Here is a 22,655-nt window from a genome sequence, read left to right on the forward strand (position 1 = left end):
CCGCGCGCGTATCCTCCGCGCATGGCGGACTACACCATCAGAACCGCCGTTCCGGCGGACGGCGGATTCCTCGCCGACATGGTCGTCGAGGCCGCGAACTGGCGAGCCGGGGCCACGCGTCCGCGTCCCGCGATCCTCGCCGACGCCCGCCACGGCGCCTACATCGCCGGATGGCAGCGTCCGGCCGATCGCGGCGTGGTCGCGCTCGACGCCGACAGCCGCCCCATCGGCGCCGCGTGGTACCGCCTGTTCGGCGCCGACCGCCGATCGCTGGGATTCGTCGCGGCCGGCGTGCCCGAGCTCATCATCGGCGTGCGCCCGATCTGGCGCGCGCAGGGCATCGGGCGTGCGCTGCTGCAGGCGCTCGCCGAACGGGCGAGCACCGAGGGGTATGCGCGGCTCGCGCTCTCGGTCGAGCACGGCAACTTCGCGCACGAGCTCTACCGCTCGGAGGGGTTCACGGTCGTCGCCACGACGCAGGACCGCGACACCATGGTGCGACTGCTCCGCTGAGCGACGGCGTCCCGGCAGTGCGCCGACACTCGCGCGGCCTCACGGCTCGCGTCGGCGGCGGGCCGTAACGTGGGACCCATGGCTACGAGCACCAGGTCGAACGGTCGTGCCTCGGGCGCGTCCGGGCGCGGCTCGTCGGCGCGCACGGCACCCACCAAGAAGCTTCCGGCGCAGCGTTCGAACGCGCGCACGTCCAAGGCGGCCGCCGCGCCGAAGGAGGGTCCGGGCGTCCTCGTGCGCGCGTGGATGGGCCTGGCCCACCTCACCGGCGGCGCGGCCCGCGCGCTCGGCCCCGAGACGCTCGCGAAGGAGGAGCGCCGCGACGGCCTGCCCTTCTTCCTGGTGCTGCTGGCGGTCGCCGGCGCGATCGTCGAGTGGTTCCTCATCAACGATCCGGTCGCGCAGACGCTCGACGCCTACACGTTCGGCGGTCTCTTCGGCCGGGTGGCGTTCGCCCTCCCCGTCGTCATGCTGATGTTCGCGGTGTGGCTGTTCCGGCACCCGAGTTCGGTGCACGACAACACGCGCATCGGCATCGGGCTCGGGATGCTGCTGCTCACCGTCTCGGCACTGTGCCACCTGTTCGGCGGGCAGCCGTCGCCGAGCGAGGGCATGGCCGTGCTCGCGCAGGCCGGCGGCATCCTCGGCTGGATGCTCGCGCAGCCCCTCGCCCTCCTGATCACCGACTTCGGCGCGGCGATCGTGCTCGTGCTGCTCGGGCTGCTGTCGCTGCTCATCCTGACCAAGACCCCGCCGAACCGGATCCCGCAGCGCTTCCGCGAGCTCTACTCGTGGCTGTTCGGGGGGATCGAGCCCGCCGACGACGCAACGCAGGCCGGCGACGCGGCGGATGGGAAGCCCAAGCGGCGATCGCGCCGCGAGCGCGCCGAGCAGGTCGAGCTCGACGGCATCGACGGCGACGGCGAGGAGCAGGCCGGCGGGTTGCTGCCCTGGTGGCGCCGCAACGCCTCGAACCGCGAGGAGGATCCCGACTTCGCCGCGGCCGGCGCCGAGGGCATCACCGAGGTGTTCGGCCCGGGATCGGCGGCGGGCAGCTTCGAGACGCCCCTCGAGGGCGCGCGCCCGGCCGACGCGTACGGCGCGGGCGTGATCGACGAGCTCGAGCGCGCCGAGTCCGCGCTGCAGCGATTCACGGGCGAGGTGCCGCAGGGCGGCACGGGGCTCCAAGGTGACGACCCCGACGCGACGACGGTGCTCGGCGTCGCGGCCGGGGCGGGCGCCGCGGGCGCCGGTGCGGGCGGCGACGCCGCGGCATCCGTCGCCGTCGATGCCGCGCCCGAACCCGACCGGCCGTACCACCTGCCCGCCGCCTCGACCCTCGCGGCCGGCGCGCCCGCGAAGACCCGCTCGGCGGCCAACGACGAGGTGGTGCGCCAGATCACCGGCGTGCTCGAGCAGTTCGGCGTCGACGCGAAGGTCACCGGCTTCTCGCGCGGCCCCACGGTCACGCAGTACGAGATCGAGCTCGGCCCAGGCGTGAAGGTCGAGCGCGTCACCGCGCTGTCGAAGAACCTCGCCTACGCGGTCGCGTCGAACGAGGTGCGGATCCTCTCGCCGATCCCCGGCAAGAGCGCGATCGGCATCGAGATCCCCAACGCCGACCGCGAGATCGTGACGCTCGGCGACGTGCTCCGATCGGGTGCGTCCGTCAACGCCAAGCATCCGATGACGATCGGCGTCGGCAAGGACGTCGGAGGCGGATACGTCGTGGCGAACCTCGCGAAGATGCCGCACCTGCTCGTAGCCGGCTCGACGGGCTCCGGCAAGTCGAGCTTCGTGAACTCGATGATCACCAGCCTGCTCATGCGCGCCAAGCCCTCCGACGTGCGCATGGTGCTGATCGACCCCAAGCGGGTCGAGCTCGCCCCATACGCGGGGGTCCCGCACCTCATCACGCCCATCATCACGAACGCCAAGAAGGCCGCCGAGGCGCTCCAGTGGGTCGTCAAGGAGATGGACATGCGGTACGACGACCTCGCGTCGTTCGGGTTCCGCCACATCGACGACTTCAACAAGGCCGTGGTGGGCGACGAGATCGTGCTGCCCGCGGGCTCCGAGCGCAAGCTCAAGCCGTATCCGTACCTCCTCGTCGTCGTCGACGAGCTCGCCGACCTGATGATGGTGGCCCCGCGCGACGTCGAGGACTCCATCGTGCGCATCACGCAGCTCGCACGTGCCTCCGGCATCCACCTCGTGCTCGCCACGCAGCGGCCGTCGGTCGACGTGGTGACGGGCCTCATCAAGGCGAACGTGCCGTCGCGGCTCGCGTTCGCGGTGACGAGTGTCACCGACTCGCGCGTCATCCTCGACCAGCCCGGCGCCGACAAGCTCATCGGCCAGGGTGATGCGCTGTTCCTGCCCATGGGAGCATCGAAGCCGATCCGCGTGCAGGGCGCGTGGGTCAGCGAGGCCGAGATCGAGAAGGTCGTGACGCACGTCACGCGCCAGGCGCGGCCCGAGTACCGCAACGACGTCGAGGCCGCCGTCGAGCGGAAGGAGATCGACTCCGACATCGGCGACGACCTCGAGCTGCTGCTCGCGGCCGCCGAGCTCGTGGTCTCGACGCAGTTCGGCTCCACCTCGATGCTCCAGCGCAAGCTGCGCGTCGGGTTCGCCAAGGCGGGCCGGCTCATGGACCTGCTGGAGTCCCGCGAGATCGTCGGTCCGTCCGAGGGGTCGAAGGCGCGCGACGTGCTCGTGACGCCCGAGCAGCTGCCCGGCGTGCTCGCGAAGCTGCGTGGCGAGGAGCCCGCGGCGCCGCCGACGCCGGCGGCCGCGCCATCCGCCGCACCGACCGCCGCCGCCGCGCCCATGCCGTCGCCCGCGACGGGCGGCGCGTCCGACGTCGACGACCGCTACGACGATCCGGTGGGTCGCATCCCCGAAGGCCTCGAGGAGGTCGACGCGGACTCCGACGAGGACGCCTGGGGGCTCACCGGTCGCGACTGAGTGCGCGGGACCATGGGCCGTCGGCGCGGTCGCGCCCGCGGCTAGGCTGAGGCCATGACCTCACCCGCGGGCCGCACCCGCTCGGCGAACAACTGGAACCTGCCGAACGCGATCACGGTCGTGCGGATCATCATGGCGCCGGTGTTCTTCTGGCTGCTGCTCGCCGACGCGGGCGAGTACGGGCCGATGCGCTGGTGGGCCGCGGCGCTGTTCATCGTCGCGATCTCGACCGACTGGGTCGACGGATGGCTCGCGCGATCGCGCGGCCTCGTCACCGACGTCGGCAAGATCCTCGACCCCATCGCCGACAAGCTGCTCACGAGCGGCGCGCTCGTGTGCCTGTCGATCCTCGACGAGCTGCCCTGGTGGATCACGATCGTCATCGTCGTGCGCGAGGTCGGCATCACGGTATGGCGCTTCGTGGAGCTGCGCCGCGGCACGGTCGTGCCGGCGTCGTCGGGCGGCAAGCTCAAGACGCTCACCCAGGCCATCGCGATCTCGCTCTTCCTGACCCCGCTCTGGACCATCGTCGGCGACTGGATCATCTGGGTGAACTGGGCGTTCATGATCGCGGCGCTCGTCCTCACGGTGTGGTCGGGGCTGCTCTACGTGCGCGACGCGATCCGGCTCGCGCGCCAGCATCGCGGCGAGGCGGGGTGAGCGACGAGCGGATGGCGCCGGCCGCCGATCCATCGGCTTCCGATCCGACGGCCGAGCTCATCGCCGAGCTGACCCGGCGCGGCCTGCGCATCGCGGTCGCCGAATCGCTCACGGGCGGTCTCGTCACGGGCGAGCTCACCCGGATCCCCGGGGCGTCGCTCGCGGTGAGCGGCGCGATCGTCGCGTACGACACGGCCGTGAAGCGCACGCTGCTCGGCGTGCCCGCCGACCTGCTCGCGGCAGAGGGCGCAGTGCACCCCGAGGTCGCGCGGCACATGGCCGAGGGCGTACGGCACGCGCTCGCGATCGACGGCCGGCCGGCCGACCTCGGCGTCGCCACCACTGGCGCGGCCGGGCCCGACCCGCAGGACGGGAAGGCGCCGGGCACGGTGTACGTCGGCGTCGCGGACGCCGACGGCACCGAGGTGGTCGCGCTCGCGCTCACGGGCGACCGCGACGCGATCCGCCGGGCGACGGTGCTCGCCGCGGTCGAGGCCGCGCTCGCGCGCGTGCGCGTCGCCGAGCGCGGCTGACGCGCGCCGCGCTCAGCGCCGCGGCATCCGATACCGGTGCTCGGGGCGGCCCGCGCTGCCGTAGCGCGGCGCGACCTCGGCGGCGCCGCTCGCCACGAGGTGCTCGAGGTAGCGACGGGCGCTGACGCGCGACATCCCGAGCGTCTCGGCGATCTCGGCGGCCGACGCGTCGGTGGGGCACGCGGCGAGACCGGCGGCCACGCGCTCGAGGCTGACCTGCGAGAGCCCCTTCGGCAGCGCGATCCGGCGCGCCGTGGCCGTGCCGAGCACGCGGTCGACCGTGCGCTGGTCGAGCGCTGCCGCCGGCGTCGCGCGGTCGGCGACGATGCCCCGACGCACGTCGTCGAGCCGTTCGACGAGGCTCGCGCCCGAGAACGGCTTGACGAGGTAGTGGCGCACGCCGAGCAGGCGCGCGCGTCGCACGGTCTCGAGGTCGCGCGCAGCGGTCACCGCGATGACCTCGACGTCGTTCCCTGCGGCGCGGAGCCGGCTGAGCACGTCGAGGCCGCCGAGGTCGGGCAGGTACACGTCGAGCAGCACGAGGTGCGGGTGGTGCCGCTCGATGGCCGCCAGGGCCGCGTCGCCCGTGTGCGCCTCGGCGACGACCGTGAAGCCGGGCTGCGCGTCGACGAACGCCCGGTTCACCTGGGCGACGGCGAAGTCGTCGTCGACGATGACGACGCGGATGTCGCTCATCGGCGCCCTCCCGCGAGGGCGTCGGGCGTCGCGTCCGCCGCGCCGGGTTCGGCCCCGCCCGCGCCGCGCCACGGCAGGCGCACCACGAACCGCGCACCGCCCGCCGGCGACTCCTCGACGAGCACCCCGCCGCCGAGGCGCGCCGCGACGCGCTGCACGATCGTGAGGCCGATGCCGCGCCGGGCCTTGCCGGGTGCGGGCGCCTTGCCGCTGACGTCGGGTTCGAAGATCGCCGCGCGGCGTTCGGGCGGGATGCCGGGCCCGTCGTCGTCGACGCGGACGACGACCATGCCGGGTTCGAGGTCGTCACGGATCGAGAGGGCGATGCGACCGCCGAGCACGCACGCCTCGATGGCGTTGTCGACGAGGTTGCCGACCACCGTGACGAGGTCGGTGCGCTCGCGCGCGTCGACGGTCGCGTCGAGGTGCGAGCCGGGTTCGACCTCGAGCGTCAGGCCGAGCTCCTGCGCGCGGGAGCGCTTCGCGAGCACGAGCGCCGCGGTCTCCACGTCGGCGATCCCGTCGTGCGCGTCGATCGTGGAGAGGGCGCCGCCGCTGCCGACGCGCTGGATGAACGCGATCGCGGCCTCGACGTGCCCGAGTTCGAGCAGGCCGCTGACGACGTGGAGCTTGTTGGAGAACTCGTGCGACTGCGCGCGCAGTCCCTCGGCGAGCCCCTGTGCGCCCTCGAGCTCGCGGAGCGTGGTCTCGAGCTCCGTACGGTCGCGGAGGATCGCGATCGATCCGACCTCGCGGCCCTCGACGCGGACGCGGTCGCCGTGCACGAGGAGCACGCGCTCCCCGGAGAGCACGGGCGTCTCCCGGTCCTCCCCGGAGGCGATGAACCGCGCGAACTCCCGGTCGAGCACCTCCTCGACGGGCAGCCCGAGCACGCGTTCGGGCTCCTCGACGTCGAGCAGTCGCGCCGCGGCGTCGTTCATGAGCACGATCCGGCCGCGGTCGTCGACCGCGACGATGCCCTCGCGGATGCCGTGCAGCATCGCCTCGCGCGTCTCGAGCATCGCCCGGATCTCCTCGGGCTCGAGCCCGTAGATCCGGCGTCGGATGAGCCGTCCGATCCACGCCGACCCCACGACGCCGACGAGGGCGGCGACCGCGAGCGCGGCGAGCAGGCCGCCGAGCCCGCCGAGGAAGTCCGCGCGCAGCTCGGACTCGAGGATGCCGACCGAGACCTGGCCCAAGACCTCGCCGGCCGTGTCGAAGATCGGCACCTTGACACGCCAGGACTCGCCGAGCGTGCCCGTCTGCGTGCCGACGTAGATCTCGCCCGACAGCGGGATGGCCGGGTCGGTCGACACCCGCTCGCCGATGCGGTCGGGGTTCGGATGCGAGTACCGGATGCCCTCGTCGTTCGCGACGACCACGTAGGTGACGTCGGACGCGCGGCGGATCACCTCGGCGACGGGCTGGATCGTCTCGGACGGATCGGCATCGTCGAACGCCTCGAGGATCACGGGGAGCCCGGCCACGGACTGCGCCACGGCGATCATCCGGTCCTGGTAGCCCTCGCGGAGCTGCCGCTCCTGGATGAGCATCGCGGTCACGCCGGTGCCGACCACGGTCGTGAGCACGATGGCGACCTGCAGCAGCAGCAACTGCATGCCCAGCGTCATCCTCGACCGGCTCACCCGTCAAGTGTGCCGCACCCGCCGGAGCCCATCGCCGCCGCAGCCGTGACCATTACGACCGAATCGACCGCAACGACCAGTACGACCCGTACGACCGCAACGTTCCGGCGCCGTGCGGTGCCGACCTAGCGTCATGCCACCGACGATCGTCGGCCCGGCGAGGGTGCCGGGCACTCAAGGAGGAGCATTGCGATCACACAGCCGGCCGAGCACCTCGGCCACCACTGACCGGATGCGGACCGCGGCCGTGCGCGCCGCGCTCGCGGGCCTCGGCATCACCGCGCTGGTGGGCCTCGCCGGATGCAGCACGCCGGCGTCGGCGGGCGGCGACGGGGACGACGCCGCCGCCGCGGCATCCCTCGACGCCGTCAGCCTCATCGCACCAGCCGACCCGGGCGGCGGGTGGGACCAGACCGCGCGCGCGCTGTCGCAGGTGCTCACCGAGGAGGACCTCGTCGGTTCGGCGCCGGTCGAGAACATCGGCGGCGCGGGCGGGACGGTCGGCCTGGCCGCCCTGGCGAACGAGAAGGACCCGGCGACGCTCATGGTCACGGGCCTCGTGATGGTGGGCGCGGTCGAGACCAATGCGTCGGCCGTGCGCATCGAGGACATGACCCCCATCGCCAAGCTCACCGAGGAGGCGCTCGTGCTCGTCGTGCCGGCGTCCTCGCCGTACAAGACGGCCGAGGACCTCGTCGACGCCATCGTCGAGGAGGGAGCGGCCATCTCCGTGACCGGCGGCTCGGCGGGCGGCGCCGACCACATCCTCGCGGGAATGCTGCTCACCGAGGCGGGGGTCGACCCGGCCGACATCCCGTCGACGCTCAACTACATCCCGAACTCCGGCGGCGGCGAGGCCGTGACGATGCTGCTCGGCAACACCGTGCAGGCGGGTATCTCGGGCGTCGGCGAGTTCGTCGAGCAGATCGAGGCGGGCGAGCTCCGCGCGCTCGCGGTCTCTTCGCCGGAGCCGGTCGAGCTGCTGCCCGACACGCCCACGCTGGTCGACGAGGGCTACGACGTGACCCTCACGAACTGGCGCGGCCTGCTCGCCCCGGGCGACCTCGACGAGGCCGACGCCGAGGCACTGCGCACGCTCGTCACCGAGCTGCACGACTCCGACGCGTGGGCGGCCACGCTCGAGGAGAAGGGCTGGGCCGACGCGTTCCTCACGGGCGAGGAGTTCTCGTCGTTCCTCGAGGGGAACATCGCCGAGGTCACCGACACCCTGCAGACGATCGGCCTGGTCGCACCGTGACCGAGTCGACCCCGGCTCCCCTCGACGCTCCGGCGTCGGGGGGAGCCCCCGCACTCGGCGCGGCCGGCCGTGCCCGCCGAGCGCCGATCGGGGAGTACGCGTTCGCCGCCGTGTGCGCCGCGCTCGGTGCGTACGCGATCGCGGGCGCCGGATTCATCCGCGTGCCGCCCGGCTCGGCGAGCGTGCTCGGACCCCGCGTGTTCCCGTACGCGGTCGGAGTGCTCCTTCTCGTGGCATCCGTCGCCGTCATCGTGCAGGTCGCCCGCGGTCGCCGCGGCGTTCCCGACGACGGCGAGGACGTCGACCCCGACGCGCCGACCGACTGGCCCACGGTCGTGAAGCTCGTCGCGATCTTCCTCTCGCAGCTGCTGCTCATCGAGTGGGCGGGATGGCCCATCGCGGTCGCCGTCGTGTTCGGCGGCGCGGCGATCGTGCTCGGCGCGACGCGGTGGTGGATGGCACTCCTCATCGGGCTCGGCCTGGGCCTCGTCACGCAACTCGTCTTCGGCGCCTGGCTCGGGCTCTCGCTCCCCGCCGGCCCCCTCCTCGACTGGATCCCGATCTTCCATGGATAGCCTCACCGCGCTGCTCGAGGGCTTCGCCACCGCGCTGCAGCCCCAGTACCTGCTCTACGCCCTGTTCGGCGTCTTCATCGGTACGGCGGTCGGCGTGCTGCCCGGCATCGGCCCGGCGATGACCGTCGCCCTGCTGCTGCCGCTGACCTACTCCCTCGACCCGACGGGCGCGCTGATCCTGTTCGCCGGCATCTACTACGGCGGCATGTACGGCGGCTCGACGACGTCGATCCTGCTCAACACGCCGGGGGAGTCGTCCTCGATCGTCACGGCGCTCGAGGGCAACCGGATGGCGAAGGCCGGACGGGGCGCGGCGGCGCTCGCGACGGCCGCCATCGGGTCCTTCGTCGCCGGCACCATCGCGACCGTGCTGCTGACCTTCCTCGCGCCCGGGATCGCGAAGCTCGCCGTCCAGCTCGGTCCGGCCGACTACTTCGCGCTGATCGTCGTCGCCTTCCTCACGGTCGGGGCGCTGCTCGGTTCGAGCGTGCCGCGCGGGCTCGTCTCGCTCGGCCTCGGCCTGCTGCTCGGCCTCGTCGGCACCGAGGTGCTCTCCGGTCAGCAGCGGTACACGCTCGGCATCCCGAGCCTGGCCGACGGCATCGACGTCGTACTGATCGCCGTGGGACTCTTCGCGCTCGGCGAGACCCTCTACGTCGCCTCGCGACTGCGCCACGGACCCGTGCGCGTCATCCCGGTGTCGAGCGGATGGCGCAGCTGGGTGACGCGCGACGACCTCCGTCGCTCATGGAAGCCGTGGCTGCGCGGCACCGCGATCGGCTTCCCGATCGGCACCATCCCGGCGGGCGGGGCGGATGTCGCGACCTTCCTGTCGTACGCGACCGAGCGGCGGCTCGCGAAGGGCCCCGCGCGATCCGAGTTCGGCCGCGGAGCGATCGAGGGCGTCGCCGGGCCCGAGTCGGCGAACAACGCCGCCGCGGCCGGCGTGCTCGTGCCGCTGCTGACGCTCGGACTGCCCACGACCGCGACTGCCGCGATCATCATCTCCGCGTTCCAGTCCTACGGCATCCGGCCGGGGCCGTTGCTGTTCGAGACCCAGTCCGGCCTCGTGTGGGCGCTCATCGCGAGCCTCTACATCGGCAACGTCCTGTTGCTCGTGCTCAACCTGCCGCTCGTGGGCATGTGGGTCAAGGTGCTCCGCATTCCGCGCCCGTACCTCTACGCGGGCATCCTCTCGTTCGCGGGCCTCGGCGCCTACGCGTTGCACTTCAACGTGTTCGACACGCTGACGCTGCTCGTCGTCGGCGTGGTCGGGTTCCTCATGCGCCGCTACGGGTACCCGGTCGCGCCCATGGTGGTCGGCGGCATCCTCGGTCCGATGGCGGAGGAGCAGCTGCGCAAGTCCATGGCGATCAGCCAGGGCGACATCGGCTACCTCGTGCACAGCCCCTTCGCGATCGCCGCGTACGGCACGCTCGCGCTCATCGTGGTGACCGGCATCTGGCTGAAGCGTCGCAAGGCACGCCTCGAGGCCTCGCCCACGCTCGTGCCGACCGGGGCGATCGCCGCGGTCGACCTGCCCGATCCGCTTCCCGCCGATACCGCCGCACACGGTGGGCGCGGCCGGGAATAGGCCACGTGAACACCCTGTTACAGGTGCTGGGTTCACAAGAAAACTCCAGTGACCAACGGTAGGCTCGGGGAACGGGAAGAGGCGCTAAACTGACCTCCCCGCAACGGCCGCCGAGAGGTGGTCGCAGGCAGAGAGAGGGAGGTTCCGATGGTTCTGGTTCGACAGGAGATCGGCGACGTGCTGAGGGACTTCCGCCTGCAGAAGGGTCGCACGCTCCGTCAGGTGGCGAGCAAGGCGAGCGTCGCGCTCGGGTACCTCAGCGAGGTCGAGCGCGGGCAGAAGGAGGCCTCGAGCGAGATCCTCGCGTCGGTGGCCGAGGCGCTCGACACGCCCATCTCGGTGATCATGCACGAGGTCGGCGACCGCATCGCGGTCCTCGAGGGGCTCTCGGCGCCGTCGGTGCCCGACAGCCTGCCCGACGACCTCGTCGCGGAGTTCGACGCGGACATCATGGTCCGCTGACCCAGTCACATCGTCGCGTTCGGCCGGTCCTCGGACCGGCCGTTCGCATGTCCGGAGGAATCAGGTGAAGCGCAGCGAGTTCGACCTGGCGGTCGAGGAGGAGTTCGGCCCGGGGTACGCGAGCGTGGTCGTCGACGACCTCGTGCTCGGCGCGCTCGACGGGCGCACGGCTCGACAGGCGCTCGCGGCCGGCGTGCCGCCGCGCGCGGTGTGGCTCGCGCTCTGCGAGGCGACCGACGTGCCCGAGTCGAGGCGCCACGGCGCGGGCCTCCGGTCCCCCGGAGGCGGGGCGTCCTGACCCGGCGCCGGCGCCCGGTGTCTCCGAAGACGCGTTCGACACGCCGCGCGTCGTATCGAACATCCGTTCGGTTCGCGGAGTAGGCTCCTCAACAACGGGAGCGACGTCGCATCCATCCACATCCTCGGGCCTCCGGGCGCCGGATGTCGGTGGCCGGCCATACGGTCGGAGCGTCGGAACACACCGCAAACGCCTTGTCGCGAGACGTGCCGGGTCACGGCCTGGCACGCGGAACGACAGCCTAGAGGCCGCCGAACCCCATCACGAAGGAGCACCGATGCCATCACCCGCAGACCGCGAGAAGGCCCTCGAGACCGCACTCGCCCAGATCGACCGACAGTTCGGCAAGGGCTCCGTGATGCGCCTCGGCAGCGAGGAGCGCGCGCCCGTCGAGGTCATCCCGACCGGTTCGATCGCACTCGACGTCGCGCTCGGCGTCGGCGGCCTGCCTCGGGGCCGCATCATCGAGATCTACGGTCCCGAATCCTCGGGCAAGACCACGCTGACCCTCCACGCGATCGCCAACGCGCAGCGCGCCGGCGGCATCGCCGCCTTCGTCGACGCCGAGCACGCGCTCGACCCCGACTACGCCAAGAAGCTCGGCGTCGACATCGACTCCCTGCTCGTCTCGCAGCCCGACACCGGTGAGCAGGCGCTCGAGATCGCCGACATGCTCGTGCGGTCCGGCTCGATCGACCTCATCGTCATCGACTCCGTCGCGGCGCTCGTGCCGCGTGCCGAGATCGAGGGCGAGATGGGCGACTCCCATGTCGGCCTGCAGGCCCGCCTCATGTCGCAGGCGCTCCGCAAGCTCACGGGTGGCCTGAACCAGACGAACACCACGATGATCTTCATCAACCAGCTGCGCGAGAAGATCGGCGTGTTCTTCGGCAGCCCCGAGACCACCGCGGGCGGCAAGGCGCTGAAGTTCTATGCGTCGGTCCGCCTCGACATCCGCCGAATCGAGACCCTGAAGGACGGCACCGAGGCGGTCGGCAACCGCACGCGCGTCAAGGTCGTCAAGAACAAGATGGCGCCGCCCTTCAAGCAGGCCGAGTTCGACATCCTGTACGGCGTCGGCATCTCGCGCGAGGGCAGCCTCATCGACTACGGCGTCGACCAGGGCATCGTGAAGAAGTCGGGCGCCTGGTACACGTACGACGGCGACCAGCTCGGCCAGGGCAAGGAGAACGCGCGCAACTTCCTGCTGCAGAACCCCGACATCGCGGCCGACATCGAGAAGAAGATCCTCGTCAAGCTCGGCATCGGCCAGCCCGCAGGCGGCGCGGCCGCCGGGCCCGGCGTCGCGCCGGTCGAGTCCATCACCGCGAAGCGCAAGGGCGCCTGAGCCCGACGGCCGGCCAGATGAGCGATCAGTCGAACGAGCGCCTCGCGCCCGTCGCTTACCTGCCGTGGGTGGCGCCGTCATCGGAGGAATCCGATCGCGGCGGCGCCGCCCAGGCACGCCGCTCGAGCCAGCATCCCGCCGGCCGGGCGCTCGGCGCCCAGCGAGCGACCCGCCTCGCGGCCGTCGGCGACGACGGCGCGGCGGAACGCGAGGCACTCGGCCGCGCCGAGCGATCCGAGACCGGCATGACCGCAGAGATCGGTCGGGCCGGGGCGACCGCGGAGCGGGTCGAGACCGGCATCGAGCGCGACGAGCGCATCGACCGGCTCATCGTCTCCCGGCTGCGCCGATCCTCGCTCTCGATCAGCGAGGTGCGCTCGGCGCTGTTCGAGCACGGGCTCGACGACTCCGAGGTCGAGGAGTGGATCGAGCGGTACGAACGGCTCGGCTACCTCGACGACCGCCGACTCGCCGAGCAGCTCGTGCACAGCAACGGCGTGCGCCGCGGGCGGGGGAGCGGCGCGCTCCTCCACGAGCTCGGCCGGCGCGGCATCGACGCGGGGCTCGCCCGCGATGCGGTCGATGCGCTCGACCCCGAGGTCGAGCTCGAGCACGCCACGCAGATCGCCTCCCGCCGGGTCCGGCAGCTGGCCGGGCTCGACCGGTCCACGGCCGAACGCCGGCTCAGCGCGTTCCTGCTCCGTCGCGGCTACGGCAGCGATGTCGTCCGTAGCGCGGTCCGCGCCGCGCTCGACGGCGATCGACCCGACTGAGCGGCATCCTCTCCGGCAAGGTTTCGTAGACTGGTCCGATCATGACCACTCTCCACGAGGCGACGACCGTGCCCGGCGGCGCCCTCGCCGCCGAATCGGCCACGCCCCGCACGTACGAGGTCCGCACCTACGGGTGCCAGATGAACGTGCACGATTCCGAGCGGCTCAGCGGCTCGCTCGAGGCCGCGGGCTACGTCCCCGCCGACGGCGCCGAGCCCGACATCGTCGTGATCAACACGTGCGCCGTTCGCGAGAACGCCGACAACAAGCTCTACGGCAACCTCGGCCACCTCGCGGGAGTCAAGCGCCGCCATGCGGGCATGCAGATCGCCGTCGGCGGCTGCCTCGCCCAGAAGGACAAGAACGTCATCCTCGAGAAGGCGCCGTGGGTCGACGTCGTCTTCGGCACGCACAACATGGGCTCGCTGCCGAGCCTGCTCGAGCGGGCGCGCCACAACGACGAAGCGCAGCTCGAGATCCTCGACGCGCTCGAGGTCTTCCCGTCGACGCTGCCCACCAAGCGCGACTCGACCTATTCGGGCTGGGTGTCGATCTCCGTCGGCTGCAACAACACCTGCACGTTCTGCATCGTGCCGGCGCTGCGCGGCAAGGAGAAGGACCGCCGACCGGGCGAGATCCTCGCCGAGATCCAGGCGCTCGTCGACGACGGCGCCGTCGAGGTCACTCTGCTCGGCCAGAACGTCAACTCCTACGGCGTCGAGTTCGGCGACCGCCAGGCGTTCGGCAAGCTCCTGCGCGCCGCGGGTCAGATCGACGGGCTCGAGCGCATCCGCTTCACGAGCCCCCACCCGGCGGCGTTCACCGACGACGTCATCGACGCGATGGCCGAGACGCCCGCCGCCATGCCGCAGCTGCACATGCCGCTGCAGTCGGGTTCCGACCGCGTCCTCAAGGCCATGCGCCGGTCGTACCGCTCCGAGAAGTTCCTCGGCATCCTCGACCGGGTGCGCGCGCGGATCCCGAACGCTGCGATCTCGACCGACATCATCGTCGGCTTCCCCGGCGAGACCGAGGAGGACTTCCAGGAGACCCTCCGCGTCGTCGAGGCGGCTCGCTTCGCGTCCGCGTTCACGTTCCAGTACTCCATCCGCCCCGGGACCCCGGCCGCGACCATGGAGGACCAGGTGCCCAAGGAGGTCGTGCAGGAGCGCTACGACCGCCTCATCGCCCTGCAGGAGCGCATCTCGTGGGAGGAGAACCAGAAGCTCGTCGGGCGTCCGGTCGAGGTGCTCGTCTCCACGGGCGAGGGCAAGAAGGATGCCGCGACGCACCGCCTGAGCGGCCGCGCGGAGGACAGCCGGCTCGTGCACTTCGAGGTGCCCGAGGGCTCCGAGCTGCCGCGCCCCGGTGACGTCGTCTCCGTCGCGATCACGCAGGCCGCGCCGTTCCACCTGATCGCCGACTCGCCCGACGGCGCTCCGCTGCGCATCCGCCGGACGCGCGCCGGCGATGCGTGGGACCGGGCGCAGGCCGAGAGCTGCGGCGTGCCCGCCGCGCCGGGCGCCGAGGCCTCCGCGACGGGCCGCGTCTCGCTCGGCCTTCCGACGCTCCGCATCGGCTCCGAGCCGCTGACCTCGCCCGGCGTCGGCACCATGCCGATCTACGACCCGTCCGACGGCCAGCGCTGACGTGACGCTCATCACGGTCGTCGGCGCGACCGGCACGGGCAAGTCCCGCTTCGCGCTCGACCTCGCGCACGCCATCACGGCGACCGGTCGCCCGGCCGAGGTGGTCAACGCCGACGCCATGCAGCTCTACCGCGGCATGGACATCGGCACCGCCAAGCTCCCGCCCGACGAGCGCGAAGGCGTGCCGCATCACCTGCTCGACGTGCTCGAGGTCACCGACGAGGCCTCCGTGGCCGCGTACCAGGCCGAGGCGCGTCACGCGATCGACGAGATCCAGGCCCGCGGCGGGGTGGCGCTGCTCACAGGCGGATCCGGCCTCTACGTCTCCGGCGTCATCCACGACCTGCGGTTCCCTGGCACCGATGCCGCGATCCGCGCCCGCCTCGAACGCGAACTCGACGAGGTCGGCCCGGGACTGCTCCACCGCCGCCTCCGCGAGCTCGACGCCGAGACCGCCGCGAGCGTCGACCCGCAGAACGGACGCCGCATCGTGCGCGCCCTCGAGGTCATCGAGCTCACCGGCGAGCCGAAGGCCGCGCGCCTGCCCGACGAGCCGGTCGCCTGGCGCCCGCACCGCATCGTGCACCTCCGGTCCGAGCGCGCGACCCTCGTCGAACGGCTCGACGCGCGCGCCGCCGCGATGTGGCGCGACGGCCTGCTCGACGAGGTGCGCTCGCTGATCCCCGCCGGACTCGAGCGGGGCGTCACCGCACGCAAGGCCATCGGCTACGCGCAGGCGCTCGCCCAGGTCCACGGCCGCCTGGGCGAGGCCGACGCGATCGCCGAGACGCAGGCGCTCACGCGCACGTACGCGCGACGGCAGGTGGGGTGGTTCAAGCGGTACGCCGCGGCATCCGTCGTCGACGCCGACGACCGCGCCGCGGTCGCGGCCGAGGTCGCGCGCCAGGCCGAGACCGACTGAGGGCGCGCGTCCGGAACGGCCGTTCACGATCCCTAGACTGAGGGGATGGCGGTCGATCTGCGCTTCACCAAGGGCCACGGCACGGGCAACGACTTCGTGCTCTTCAGCGACCCCGAGGGCGACCTCCACCTCACGCCGGCGCAGATCGCCGCGGTGTGCGACCGGCACTTCGGCGTCGGCGGCGACGGGCTCATCCGAGCGGTGCGGTCCGACCGGCTCGTCGACGGCGCGGCCGCGATCGCCGAGAACCCGGATGCCACGTGGTTCATGGACTACTGGAACGCTGACGGCAGCCCGTCCGAGATGTGCGGCAACGGCATCCGCGTGTTCGCGCGCTACCTCGTCGACCAGGGCCTCGCCGAGCTCGCCGACGGCGAGTGGATCGCGATCGGCACGCGCGCGGGCGTGCGCCGCGTGCGCGAGCTCGGCGGCGGCAACTTCGAGGCCGACCTCGACGTGTGGCGCCTCGACGGCGGCGAACCGCTCGTGCGCGCCAAGAACCTGCACGCCGCCCGGCCCGGGCTCGGCATCGACGTGGGCAATCCGCACGTGGTCGTGGCGCTGGCCGACGACGACGAGCTCGACGGGCTCGACCTCGCGTACCTGCCGATCCTCGACCCCGAGCCGCAGGCCGGCGCGAACGTCGAGTTCGTCGTGCCCGCCGAACCGCTCGTCGAGGGCGGCCGCGGCCGCATCCGCATGCGCGTGCACGAGCGCGGCTCGGGCGAGACGCTCTCGTGCGGCACCGGCGCGGTCGCCTCGGCGCTGGCGGTCCGCTACTGGGCGGGCGAGACCGCTCCCGACGAGTGGGTCGTCCAGGTGCCCGGTGGCGTCGTCGGCGTGCGCATGGTCGCCGAGGCCGACGGCGAGCACGTGCTGCTCTCGGGGCCGGCCGAGCTGGTGTTCGACGGCGTGCTCAGCCTCGCCTGAGCGAGCGGATGCCGCGGGGCGGCCGGGCGCGGACGGCTCAGCGCTCGCGCGTGACCGTGAGCACGCGGAAGCCCTTCGACGTCGCGGCGCGCGCGACGCGCCATCCGTCGCCGAGGTCGTCGGCGAGCCAGCGCTGCAACGAGTCGGCGCCGAGGTTCTTCTGCACGACGAGCCATGCGGTCGCGCCGACCTCGAGCCGGGGCAGCCACCGGCGGAGCAGCTCGTGCAGCTCGGCCTTGCCGATCCGGATCGGCGGGTTGGACCAGATCGCGGCGAACTCGACGTCGTCGGGAACATCGTCGGGCAGCACGGCGTTCACGTTGGAGAGCCCGACGCGTGCCGCGTTGCGGCGGACGAGGTCGAGCGCACGCTCGTTGACGTCGACCGCCCAGACCGTGGCATCCGGCGCCACGAGGCCGAGGGTGAGCGCGACCGGACCCCATCCGGCGCCCAGGTCGAGCAGGTGCCCCGTCGCCGGAGGGTCGGGCACCTCGTCGAGCAGCGTGCGCGTGCCCAGGTCGAGGTGGCCCGGGCTGAACACGCCGCCCGCGGTGAGCACCTCGAGCTCGCGGCCCGCGAGGCGCACCCTCACGGTGCGGAGCGCGCCGTCGGCGGCGGGCTTCGACGAGAAGTAGTGCTCCTGCGGCATACAGGGGAACCTATCGCACGAACGGAAGTAGGCTGGACGAGATGAACGACGCGGAACACGAGACCCACGACGACGCGGTCGAGCGCGTGCTCCGGAGCGCGGACGTCCGCGCAGGCGTTTCCCGGTTCGGGGCGTCGGAGGCCTCGTCCATCCAGCGCGAGGGGCTCGCCGGCGACGGCGAGGGCGGCTTCGACGGCGAGCAGTACGATCGCGAGGCGCGTGCGGCGCTCCGGCGCGTGGCCGGGCTGTCGACCGAGCTCGAAGACGTCACCGAGGTCGAGTACCGGCAGCTGCGCCTCGAGAACGTGGTGCTCATCGGCGTGTACCCGCAGGGCTCGCTCGAAGATGCCGAGAACTCGCTGCGCGAGCTGTCGGCCCTCGCCGAGACGGCCGGCGCGCGCGTGCTCGACGGCGTGCTGCAGCGCCGACCGCACCCCGACCCCTCGACCTACCTCGGCCGCGGCAAGACCGAGGAGCTGCGCCACATCGTCGCGGCGCTCGGCGCCGACACGGTCGTGGCCGACACCGAGCTCGCGCCGAGCCAGCGCCGTGCGCTGGAGGATGCGGTGAAGGTCAAGGTGATCGACCGCACCGCCGTCATCCTCGACATCTTCAGCCAGCACGCCAAGAGCCGCGAGGGCAAGGCGCAGGTCGAGCTCGCCCAGCTCGAGTACCTCCTCCCGCGCCTGCGCGGCTGGGGTGAGTCGATGTCGCGCCAGGCCGGAGGCCAGGTCGGCGGCGCCGGTGCGGGCATGGGCTCCCGCGGCCCCGGTGAGACGAAGATCGAACTCGACCGCCGTCGCATCCACTCGCGCATGGCGAGGCTCCGCAAGCAGATCGTCGGCATGAAGCCCGCGCGCGACGCCAAGCGCGCCAACCGCAAGCGCAACGCCGTGCCGTCCGTCGCGATCGCCGGGTACACGAACGCCGGCAAGTCGAGCCTGCTCAACCGCATCACGGGTGCGGGCGTGCTCGTCGAGAACGCGCTGTTCGCCACGCTCGACGCGACGGTGCGCCGCAACACCACGCCCGACGGGCGCGTGTACACGATCGCCGACACCGTCGGGTTCGTGCGCAACCTCCCGCACCAGCTCGTCGAGGCGTTCCGCTCGACGCTCGAGGAGGTCGGCGACGCCGACCTGATCGTGCACGTCGTCGACGCCGCGCACCCCGACCCCGCCGCGCAGATCGCGACCGTGCGCGACGTCATCGGCGAGGTGGGTGCGCGCGACGTGCCCGAGCTCATCGTGTTCAACAAGGCCGACCTCATCGGACCCGAGGAGCGGCTCGTGCTGCAGGGCCTCGAGCCGAACGCGGTGTTCGCGTCGGCGCGCACGGGCGAGGGCGTGCCCGAGGTGCTCGCCGCGATCTCGCACATGCTGCCCGACCCGGCGGTCGAGATCGACCTGCTCGTGCCGTACGACCGCGGCGACGTCGTCTCGGCGCTGCACGAGACGGGCCGCGTGCTCTCGACCGAGTACGTCGAGGACGGCACCCGCATCCGCGCGCTCGCGTCGCCCGAGCAGGCAGCGCAGCTGGCCGAGTTCACCGCGGCGGCGCTCGCGTAACACGGCGGCCCAGCAGCGGCGGCGACGGCCGTCGGACGCGGCCTCGCGCCATCCGCGGCCCCGGTGTTCGTCATCCGGCGTAAACGACGTTCCGGATGTCGCGTCGCCCGCGTATCGTCGCACCTGATCGTGGCGAGCGGCCGGATGCCGCCCGCCTGGAGCGACCGCCGAGCCCGGCACCCGCCCGCGAGACCCACCCGCCGTGACGGCTGGTCGGGCGCGGCGTGCCGTGCCCTCGACCTCCCGCCGCGGCATCCGCCCCCAGGAGCGCCATGACCGGACGCACGCCCGACGGCGAGGACCGTCGGCCGAGGCCGCCGATCTCGTTCGAGCTGTTCCCGCCGCGAACGGATGCCGCCGCGCTCGCGCTCGGCCGGACGATCGACCGCCTCGCCGAGGTGGACCCCGCGTTCATCTCCGTGACGTTCGGCGCGGGCGGCTCGTCGCGCGACCGATCGCTGACCGTCCTCAGGTACATGCTCGAGCACACCGACGTCGAGCCGATGGCGCACCTCACGTGCGTCGGGTCGAGCCACGCCGAGGCGAACCGGCTCGTGCGCGAGTTCCTCGACGCGGGCGTGACGAGCTTCCTCGCGCTGCGCGGCGACCCGCCCGAGGGCGCCGACCCCGGGGCCGGCATCGGCGACCTCGAGAGCGCGGCCGAGCTCGTGCAGCTCATCCACCGGGTGCAGGAGGAGCGCGAGCCGTACGGGCAGGCCGGCATCCCCGGCATCCCCGGAGCGACGCGCATCCTGGAGCGCCCGCGCCCCGAGCGCGTCGCGGTCGCCGCCTTCCCGACCGGGCACCCCCGTTCGCGCGGCGTCGGCCACGACGTCGACGTGCTGCTCGCCAAGGAGGTCGCCGGCGCCAACCTCGCGATCACCCAGCTGTTCTGGCACGCCGACGACTACCTCGGCTTCGTTGAGCGCGCCCGCGCGGGCGGGGTCACGATCCCGATCCTGCCGGGCATCATGCCCGTCACCTCCGCCGCCCGGCTCACGCGCCTCGAGCAGCTCACCGGCGTGCCCGCGCCGAGCGAGCTCGCCATCGCGCTCGAGATCGAGCCCGACGCCGACGCCCTGTTCGACCTCGGCGTCGAATTCGCCGCGAACCTCGCCGACGAGGTGCTCGCCGGCGGCGCCCCCGGACTCCACCTGTACACCTTCAACCGCCACGAGGCCGTGCTCGCCGTCCTGGACCGGCTCGACCTCCGCACCATCCCCGCCCACGCGGGCACCGAGAGGAACACGAGAACACGATGACCGCACCCGCCTTCCCCGCCGGAACCATCCTCGGCTACCCGCGCATCGGGCGCCGCCGCGAGCTCAAGCACGCCGTCGAGGCGTTCTGGGCCGGCCGCATCGACGCCGGCGAGCTCGAGCGCACCGCCGCGGGCCTCCGCGCCGCCACGCGCGAACGCCTCGCCTCGCTCGGCCTCGGCCGCACCGACTCGGCGATCCCCGAGAGCTTCTCGTACTACGACCAGGTGCTCGACGCCTCGGTCGCGGTCGGCGCGATCCCCGCGCGCTTCGAGCGGCTGCTCGACGCGGACGGCCGCCTCGACCTCGCCGGCTACTTCACGGTGGCCCGCGGCGAGGGCGCCGACGCGCCGCTCGAGATGACGAAGTGGTTCGACTCGAACTACCACTACCTCGTGCCCGAGATCGGCCCTGACACCGCGCTCGCCGCGCACGCCGACGCGCTCGTCGCGCAGGTCCGCGAGGCCCGCGAAGCCGGGTTCGTCACGCGCCCCGTGCTCGTCGGACCGGTCACGTTCCTGCTGCTGGCCAAGGCGGCGGAGGGCGCGCCCGAGGGCTTCCGCCCGATCGAGCGTCTCGCCGACCTGGTGCCCGTGTACGCCGAGCTGCTCGCGGCGCTCCGCGACGCCGGTGCCGAGTGGGTGCAGCTCGACGAGCCGGCGCTCGTGAGCGAGAGCATCGACGAGCCGCGCGACCGCGTGCTCGAGGCGGTCGCCGCCGCGTACGACGCGCTCGGTGCGGCGGAGGCGCGTCCGGCCATCTTCGTCGCCGCACCGTACGGCTCGCTCGACGACGCGCTGCCCGTGCTTGCCGCCACCCCGGTCGAGGCGCTCGGCCTCGACCTGGTGCGCGGCACCGCGCCCGAGCAGCTCGACCCGGTGACGGAGGAGGCGCTCGCCGCGAAGACGCTCGTCGCGGGCGTCGTCGACGGCCACAACATCTGGCGCGGCGACCTCGAGCGGGCCTTCGTGCACGCCGAGGCGCTCCGCTCGCTCTCGGGCGACGTCGCGGTGTCGACGTCGACCTCGCTGCTGCACGTGCCGCACGACGTCGAGGACGAGTCGGCGCTCGACGCCCGACTCGTGGGCTGGCTCGCCTTCGCCGACCAGAAGGTCGCGCAGGTCGCCGTGCTCGCCCGCGGACTCGCCGAGGGTCGCGAGGCGATCGCGGCCGAGCTCGACGCGGCGTCCGCCTCGCTCGCCGACCGCGCCGCAGCCCCCGGCGTGCGCGTGCCCGCTGTGCGCGACCGCCTCGACGCGCTCGACGCCGCCGCGTTCTCGCGTGCCGCGTACGACGCGCGCGTCGCCGCGCAGGAGGACCTCGACCTGCCCGCGCTGCCGACCACGACGATCGGCTCGTTCCCGCAGACCGCCGACATCCGCCGCGCCCGTGCGCGCCTCGTCAAGGGCGAGCTCACGGATGCCGCCTACCGCGAGCTCATGCGCGAGGAGATCGCCCGCGTCATCCAGCTGCAGGAGGAGCTCGGCCTCGACGTGCTCGTGCACGGCGAGCCCGAGCGCAACGACATGGTGCAGTACTTCGCCGAGCTGCTCGACGGCTTCGCCGTCACGCAGAACGGCTGGGTGCAGTCGTACGGCTCGCGCTGCACGCGCCCGTCGATCCTGTGGGGCGACGTCTCGCGCCCGGCGCCGATGACCGTCGAGTGGTCGGAGTACGCGCAGTCGTTGTCGGAGAAGCCGGTGAAGGGCATGCTCACCGGTCCCGTGACGATCCTCGCGTGGTCGTTCGTCCGCGACGACCAGCCGCTCGGCGACACCGCGCGCCAGGTCGCGCTCGCGCTGCGCGACGAGATCACCGACCTCGAGACCGCGGGCATCCGCGTGATCCAGGTCGACGAGCCGGCACTGCGCGAGCTGCTGCCCCTCAAGCGCGCCGACCAGCCCGCCTACCTCGATTGGTCGGTCGGCTCGTTCCGGCTCGCCACGGGCGGCGCCGAGCCGGCCACGCAGGTGCACACGCACCTCTGCTACTCGGAGTTCGGCGTCGTGATCGACGCGATCCGCGAGCTCGACGCCGACGTCACCTCGATCGAGGCGGCGCGCAGCCGCATGGAGGTCGTGGACGACCTGTCGGCCAGCGGCTTCGACCACGGCGTGGGCCCGGGCGTCTACGACATCCACTCGCCGCGCGTGCCGAGCGTCGAGGAGGTGCAGTCGCTGCTCGAGCGCGCCGTCGGCGCGATCCCGGCCGGCCGTCTCTGGGTGAACCCGGACTGCGGGCTCAAGACGCGCGGCTACGACGAGACGGTCGCGTCGCTCGCGAACATCGTCGAGGCGACGCAGGCCGTGCGCGCGGGCGTCGCGGTCGGGGCGACCGCGGGCTGAGCCT

The 22,655-nt window shown here is 72.8% G+C and carries 20 protein-coding genes; 17 read left to right on the plus strand and 3 right to left on the minus strand.

Features of this window, described 5'->3' with window-relative positions; genetic code table 11:
• Positions 1 to 21 precede the first annotated feature (21 nt).
• The 4 genes from AC3RKB_RS13585 (at position 22) to AC3RKB_RS13600 (ending at position 4,676) form a co-directional block, all read left to right on the plus strand.
• A complete protein-coding gene (locus AC3RKB_RS13585) occupies positions 22 to 513 on the plus strand; it encodes a GNAT family N-acetyltransferase (protein ID WP_491436671.1) in 492 nt (163 codons plus the stop codon).
• 78 nt (positions 514 to 591) lie between these two features.
• Positions 592 to 3,483 (plus strand): FtsK/SpoIIIE family DNA translocase, encoded by a 2,892-nt coding sequence (locus AC3RKB_RS13590; RefSeq protein WP_491436672.1) that lies wholly within the window; start codon positions 592 to 594, stop codon positions 3,481 to 3,483.
• 54 nt (positions 3,484 to 3,537) lie between these two features.
• The gene (gene pgsA, locus AC3RKB_RS13595; RefSeq protein ID WP_491436673.1) at positions 3,538 to 4,143 is read left to right on the plus strand and encodes a CDP-diacylglycerol--glycerol-3-phosphate 3-phosphatidyltransferase; all 606 of its coding nucleotides are present in this window, start codon (positions 3,538 to 3,540) and stop codon (positions 4,141 to 4,143) included.
• Between the two features lie 11 nt (positions 4,144 to 4,154).
• Positions 4,155 to 4,676: a CinA family protein gene (locus AC3RKB_RS13600; protein ID WP_491436831.1), complete on the plus strand. Its 522-nt coding sequence runs from the start codon at positions 4,155 to 4,157 to the stop codon at positions 4,674 to 4,676.
• Positions 4,677 to 4,688: 12 nt separating this feature from the next.
• Here AC3RKB_RS13600 and AC3RKB_RS13605 read toward each other — a convergent pair whose 3' ends face one another.
• On the minus strand, positions 4,689 to 5,372 hold the full coding sequence (locus tag AC3RKB_RS13605) for a response regulator (protein WP_491436674.1): 684 nt from the start codon (positions 5,370 to 5,372) through the stop codon (positions 4,689 to 4,691).
• Positions 5,369 to 7,021, minus strand: a complete 1,653-nt coding sequence (locus tag AC3RKB_RS13610) for an ATP-binding protein (protein ID WP_491436675.1) — start codon at positions 7,019 to 7,021, stop codon at positions 5,369 to 5,371. Before AC3RKB_RS13610 ends, AC3RKB_RS13605 begins: the two co-directional genes overlap by 4 nt.
• A 232-nt stretch (positions 7,022 to 7,253) precedes the next feature.
• Between AC3RKB_RS13610 and AC3RKB_RS13615 the strand changes: the two genes are divergently transcribed.
• The 10 genes from AC3RKB_RS13615 (at position 7,254) to dapF (ending at position 16,830) form a co-directional block, all read left to right on the plus strand.
• Entirely contained in the window at positions 7,254 to 8,279 is a 1,026-nt protein-coding gene (locus AC3RKB_RS13615; protein WP_491436676.1) for a Bug family tripartite tricarboxylate transporter substrate binding protein, read from the plus strand.
• The gene (locus AC3RKB_RS13620) at positions 8,276 to 8,854 is read left to right on the plus strand and encodes a tripartite tricarboxylate transporter TctB family protein (protein WP_491436677.1); all 579 of its coding nucleotides are present in this window, start codon (positions 8,276 to 8,278) and stop codon (positions 8,852 to 8,854) included. Before AC3RKB_RS13615 ends, AC3RKB_RS13620 begins: the two co-directional genes overlap by 4 nt.
• Entirely contained in the window at positions 8,847 to 10,448 is a 1,602-nt protein-coding gene (locus AC3RKB_RS13625; protein ID WP_491436678.1) for a tripartite tricarboxylate transporter permease, read from the plus strand. The genes AC3RKB_RS13620 and AC3RKB_RS13625 overlap by 8 nt, the downstream gene beginning before the upstream one ends.
• Before the next feature lie 147 nt (positions 10,449 to 10,595).
• Positions 10,596 to 10,910 carry a helix-turn-helix domain-containing protein gene (locus AC3RKB_RS13630; protein WP_204393770.1) on the plus strand — a complete coding sequence of 105 codons (315 nt, stop codon included), beginning with the start codon at positions 10,596 to 10,598 and terminating at the stop codon, positions 10,908 to 10,910.
• Between the two features lie 64 nt (positions 10,911 to 10,974).
• Positions 10,975 to 11,208, plus strand: coding sequence for a DUF3046 domain-containing protein (locus AC3RKB_RS13635; protein WP_491436679.1), 234 nt, complete (start codon positions 10,975 to 10,977; stop codon positions 11,206 to 11,208).
• Between the two features lie 277 nt (positions 11,209 to 11,485).
• Positions 11,486 to 12,556: a recombinase RecA gene (gene recA, locus AC3RKB_RS13640; RefSeq protein WP_491436680.1), complete on the plus strand. Its 1,071-nt coding sequence runs from the start codon at positions 11,486 to 11,488 to the stop codon at positions 12,554 to 12,556.
• Between the two features lie 17 nt (positions 12,557 to 12,573).
• Positions 12,574 to 13,329 (plus strand): regulatory protein RecX, encoded by a 756-nt coding sequence (locus tag AC3RKB_RS13645; protein ID WP_491436681.1) that lies wholly within the window; start codon positions 12,574 to 12,576, stop codon positions 13,327 to 13,329.
• A gap of 41 nt (positions 13,330 to 13,370) precedes the next feature.
• On the plus strand, positions 13,371 to 14,978 hold the full coding sequence (gene miaB, locus AC3RKB_RS13650) for a tRNA (N6-isopentenyl adenosine(37)-C2)-methylthiotransferase MiaB (protein ID WP_491436682.1): 1,608 nt from the start codon (positions 13,371 to 13,373) through the stop codon (positions 14,976 to 14,978).
• A gap of 1 nt (position 14,979) precedes the next feature.
• Positions 14,980 to 15,900 (plus strand): tRNA (adenosine(37)-N6)-dimethylallyltransferase MiaA, encoded by a 921-nt coding sequence (gene miaA, locus AC3RKB_RS13655; RefSeq protein ID WP_491436683.1) that lies wholly within the window; start codon positions 14,980 to 14,982, stop codon positions 15,898 to 15,900.
• Between the two features lie 45 nt (positions 15,901 to 15,945).
• On the plus strand, positions 15,946 to 16,830 hold the full coding sequence (gene dapF, locus AC3RKB_RS13660) for a diaminopimelate epimerase (RefSeq protein WP_491436684.1): 885 nt from the start codon (positions 15,946 to 15,948) through the stop codon (positions 16,828 to 16,830).
• 37 nt (positions 16,831 to 16,867) lie between these two features.
• On the opposite strand, the gene AC3RKB_RS13665 is transcribed toward dapF, so the two are convergent.
• The gene (locus AC3RKB_RS13665; RefSeq protein ID WP_491436685.1) at positions 16,868 to 17,479 is read right to left on the minus strand and encodes a class I SAM-dependent methyltransferase; all 612 of its coding nucleotides are present in this window, start codon (positions 17,477 to 17,479) and stop codon (positions 16,868 to 16,870) included.
• A gap of 41 nt (positions 17,480 to 17,520) precedes the next feature.
• Here AC3RKB_RS13665 and hflX point away from each other — a divergent pair, with 41 nt between their 5' ends.
• The 3 genes from hflX to metE all read left to right on the plus strand — a co-directional run bounded on the left by hflX (position 17,521) and on the right by metE (position 22,651).
• Complete coding sequence (gene hflX / locus AC3RKB_RS13670) at positions 17,521 to 19,047, plus strand: GTPase HflX (RefSeq protein WP_491436686.1); 1,527 nt, start codon at positions 17,521 to 17,523, stop codon at positions 19,045 to 19,047.
• Positions 19,048 to 19,319: 272 nt separating this feature from the next.
• Entirely contained in the window at positions 19,320 to 20,309 is a 990-nt protein-coding gene (locus AC3RKB_RS13675) for a methylenetetrahydrofolate reductase (RefSeq protein ID WP_491436687.1), read from the plus strand.
• Positions 20,306 to 22,651 carry a 5-methyltetrahydropteroyltriglutamate--homocysteine S-methyltransferase gene (gene metE / locus AC3RKB_RS13680; RefSeq protein ID WP_491436688.1) on the plus strand — a complete coding sequence of 782 codons (2,346 nt, stop codon included), beginning with the start codon at positions 20,306 to 20,308 and terminating at the stop codon, positions 22,649 to 22,651. The genes AC3RKB_RS13675 and metE overlap by 4 nt, the downstream gene beginning before the upstream one ends.
• Positions 22,652 to 22,655 lie beyond the last annotated feature (4 nt).

The sequence above is a fragment of the Agromyces capsici genome (assembly GCF_058349965.1).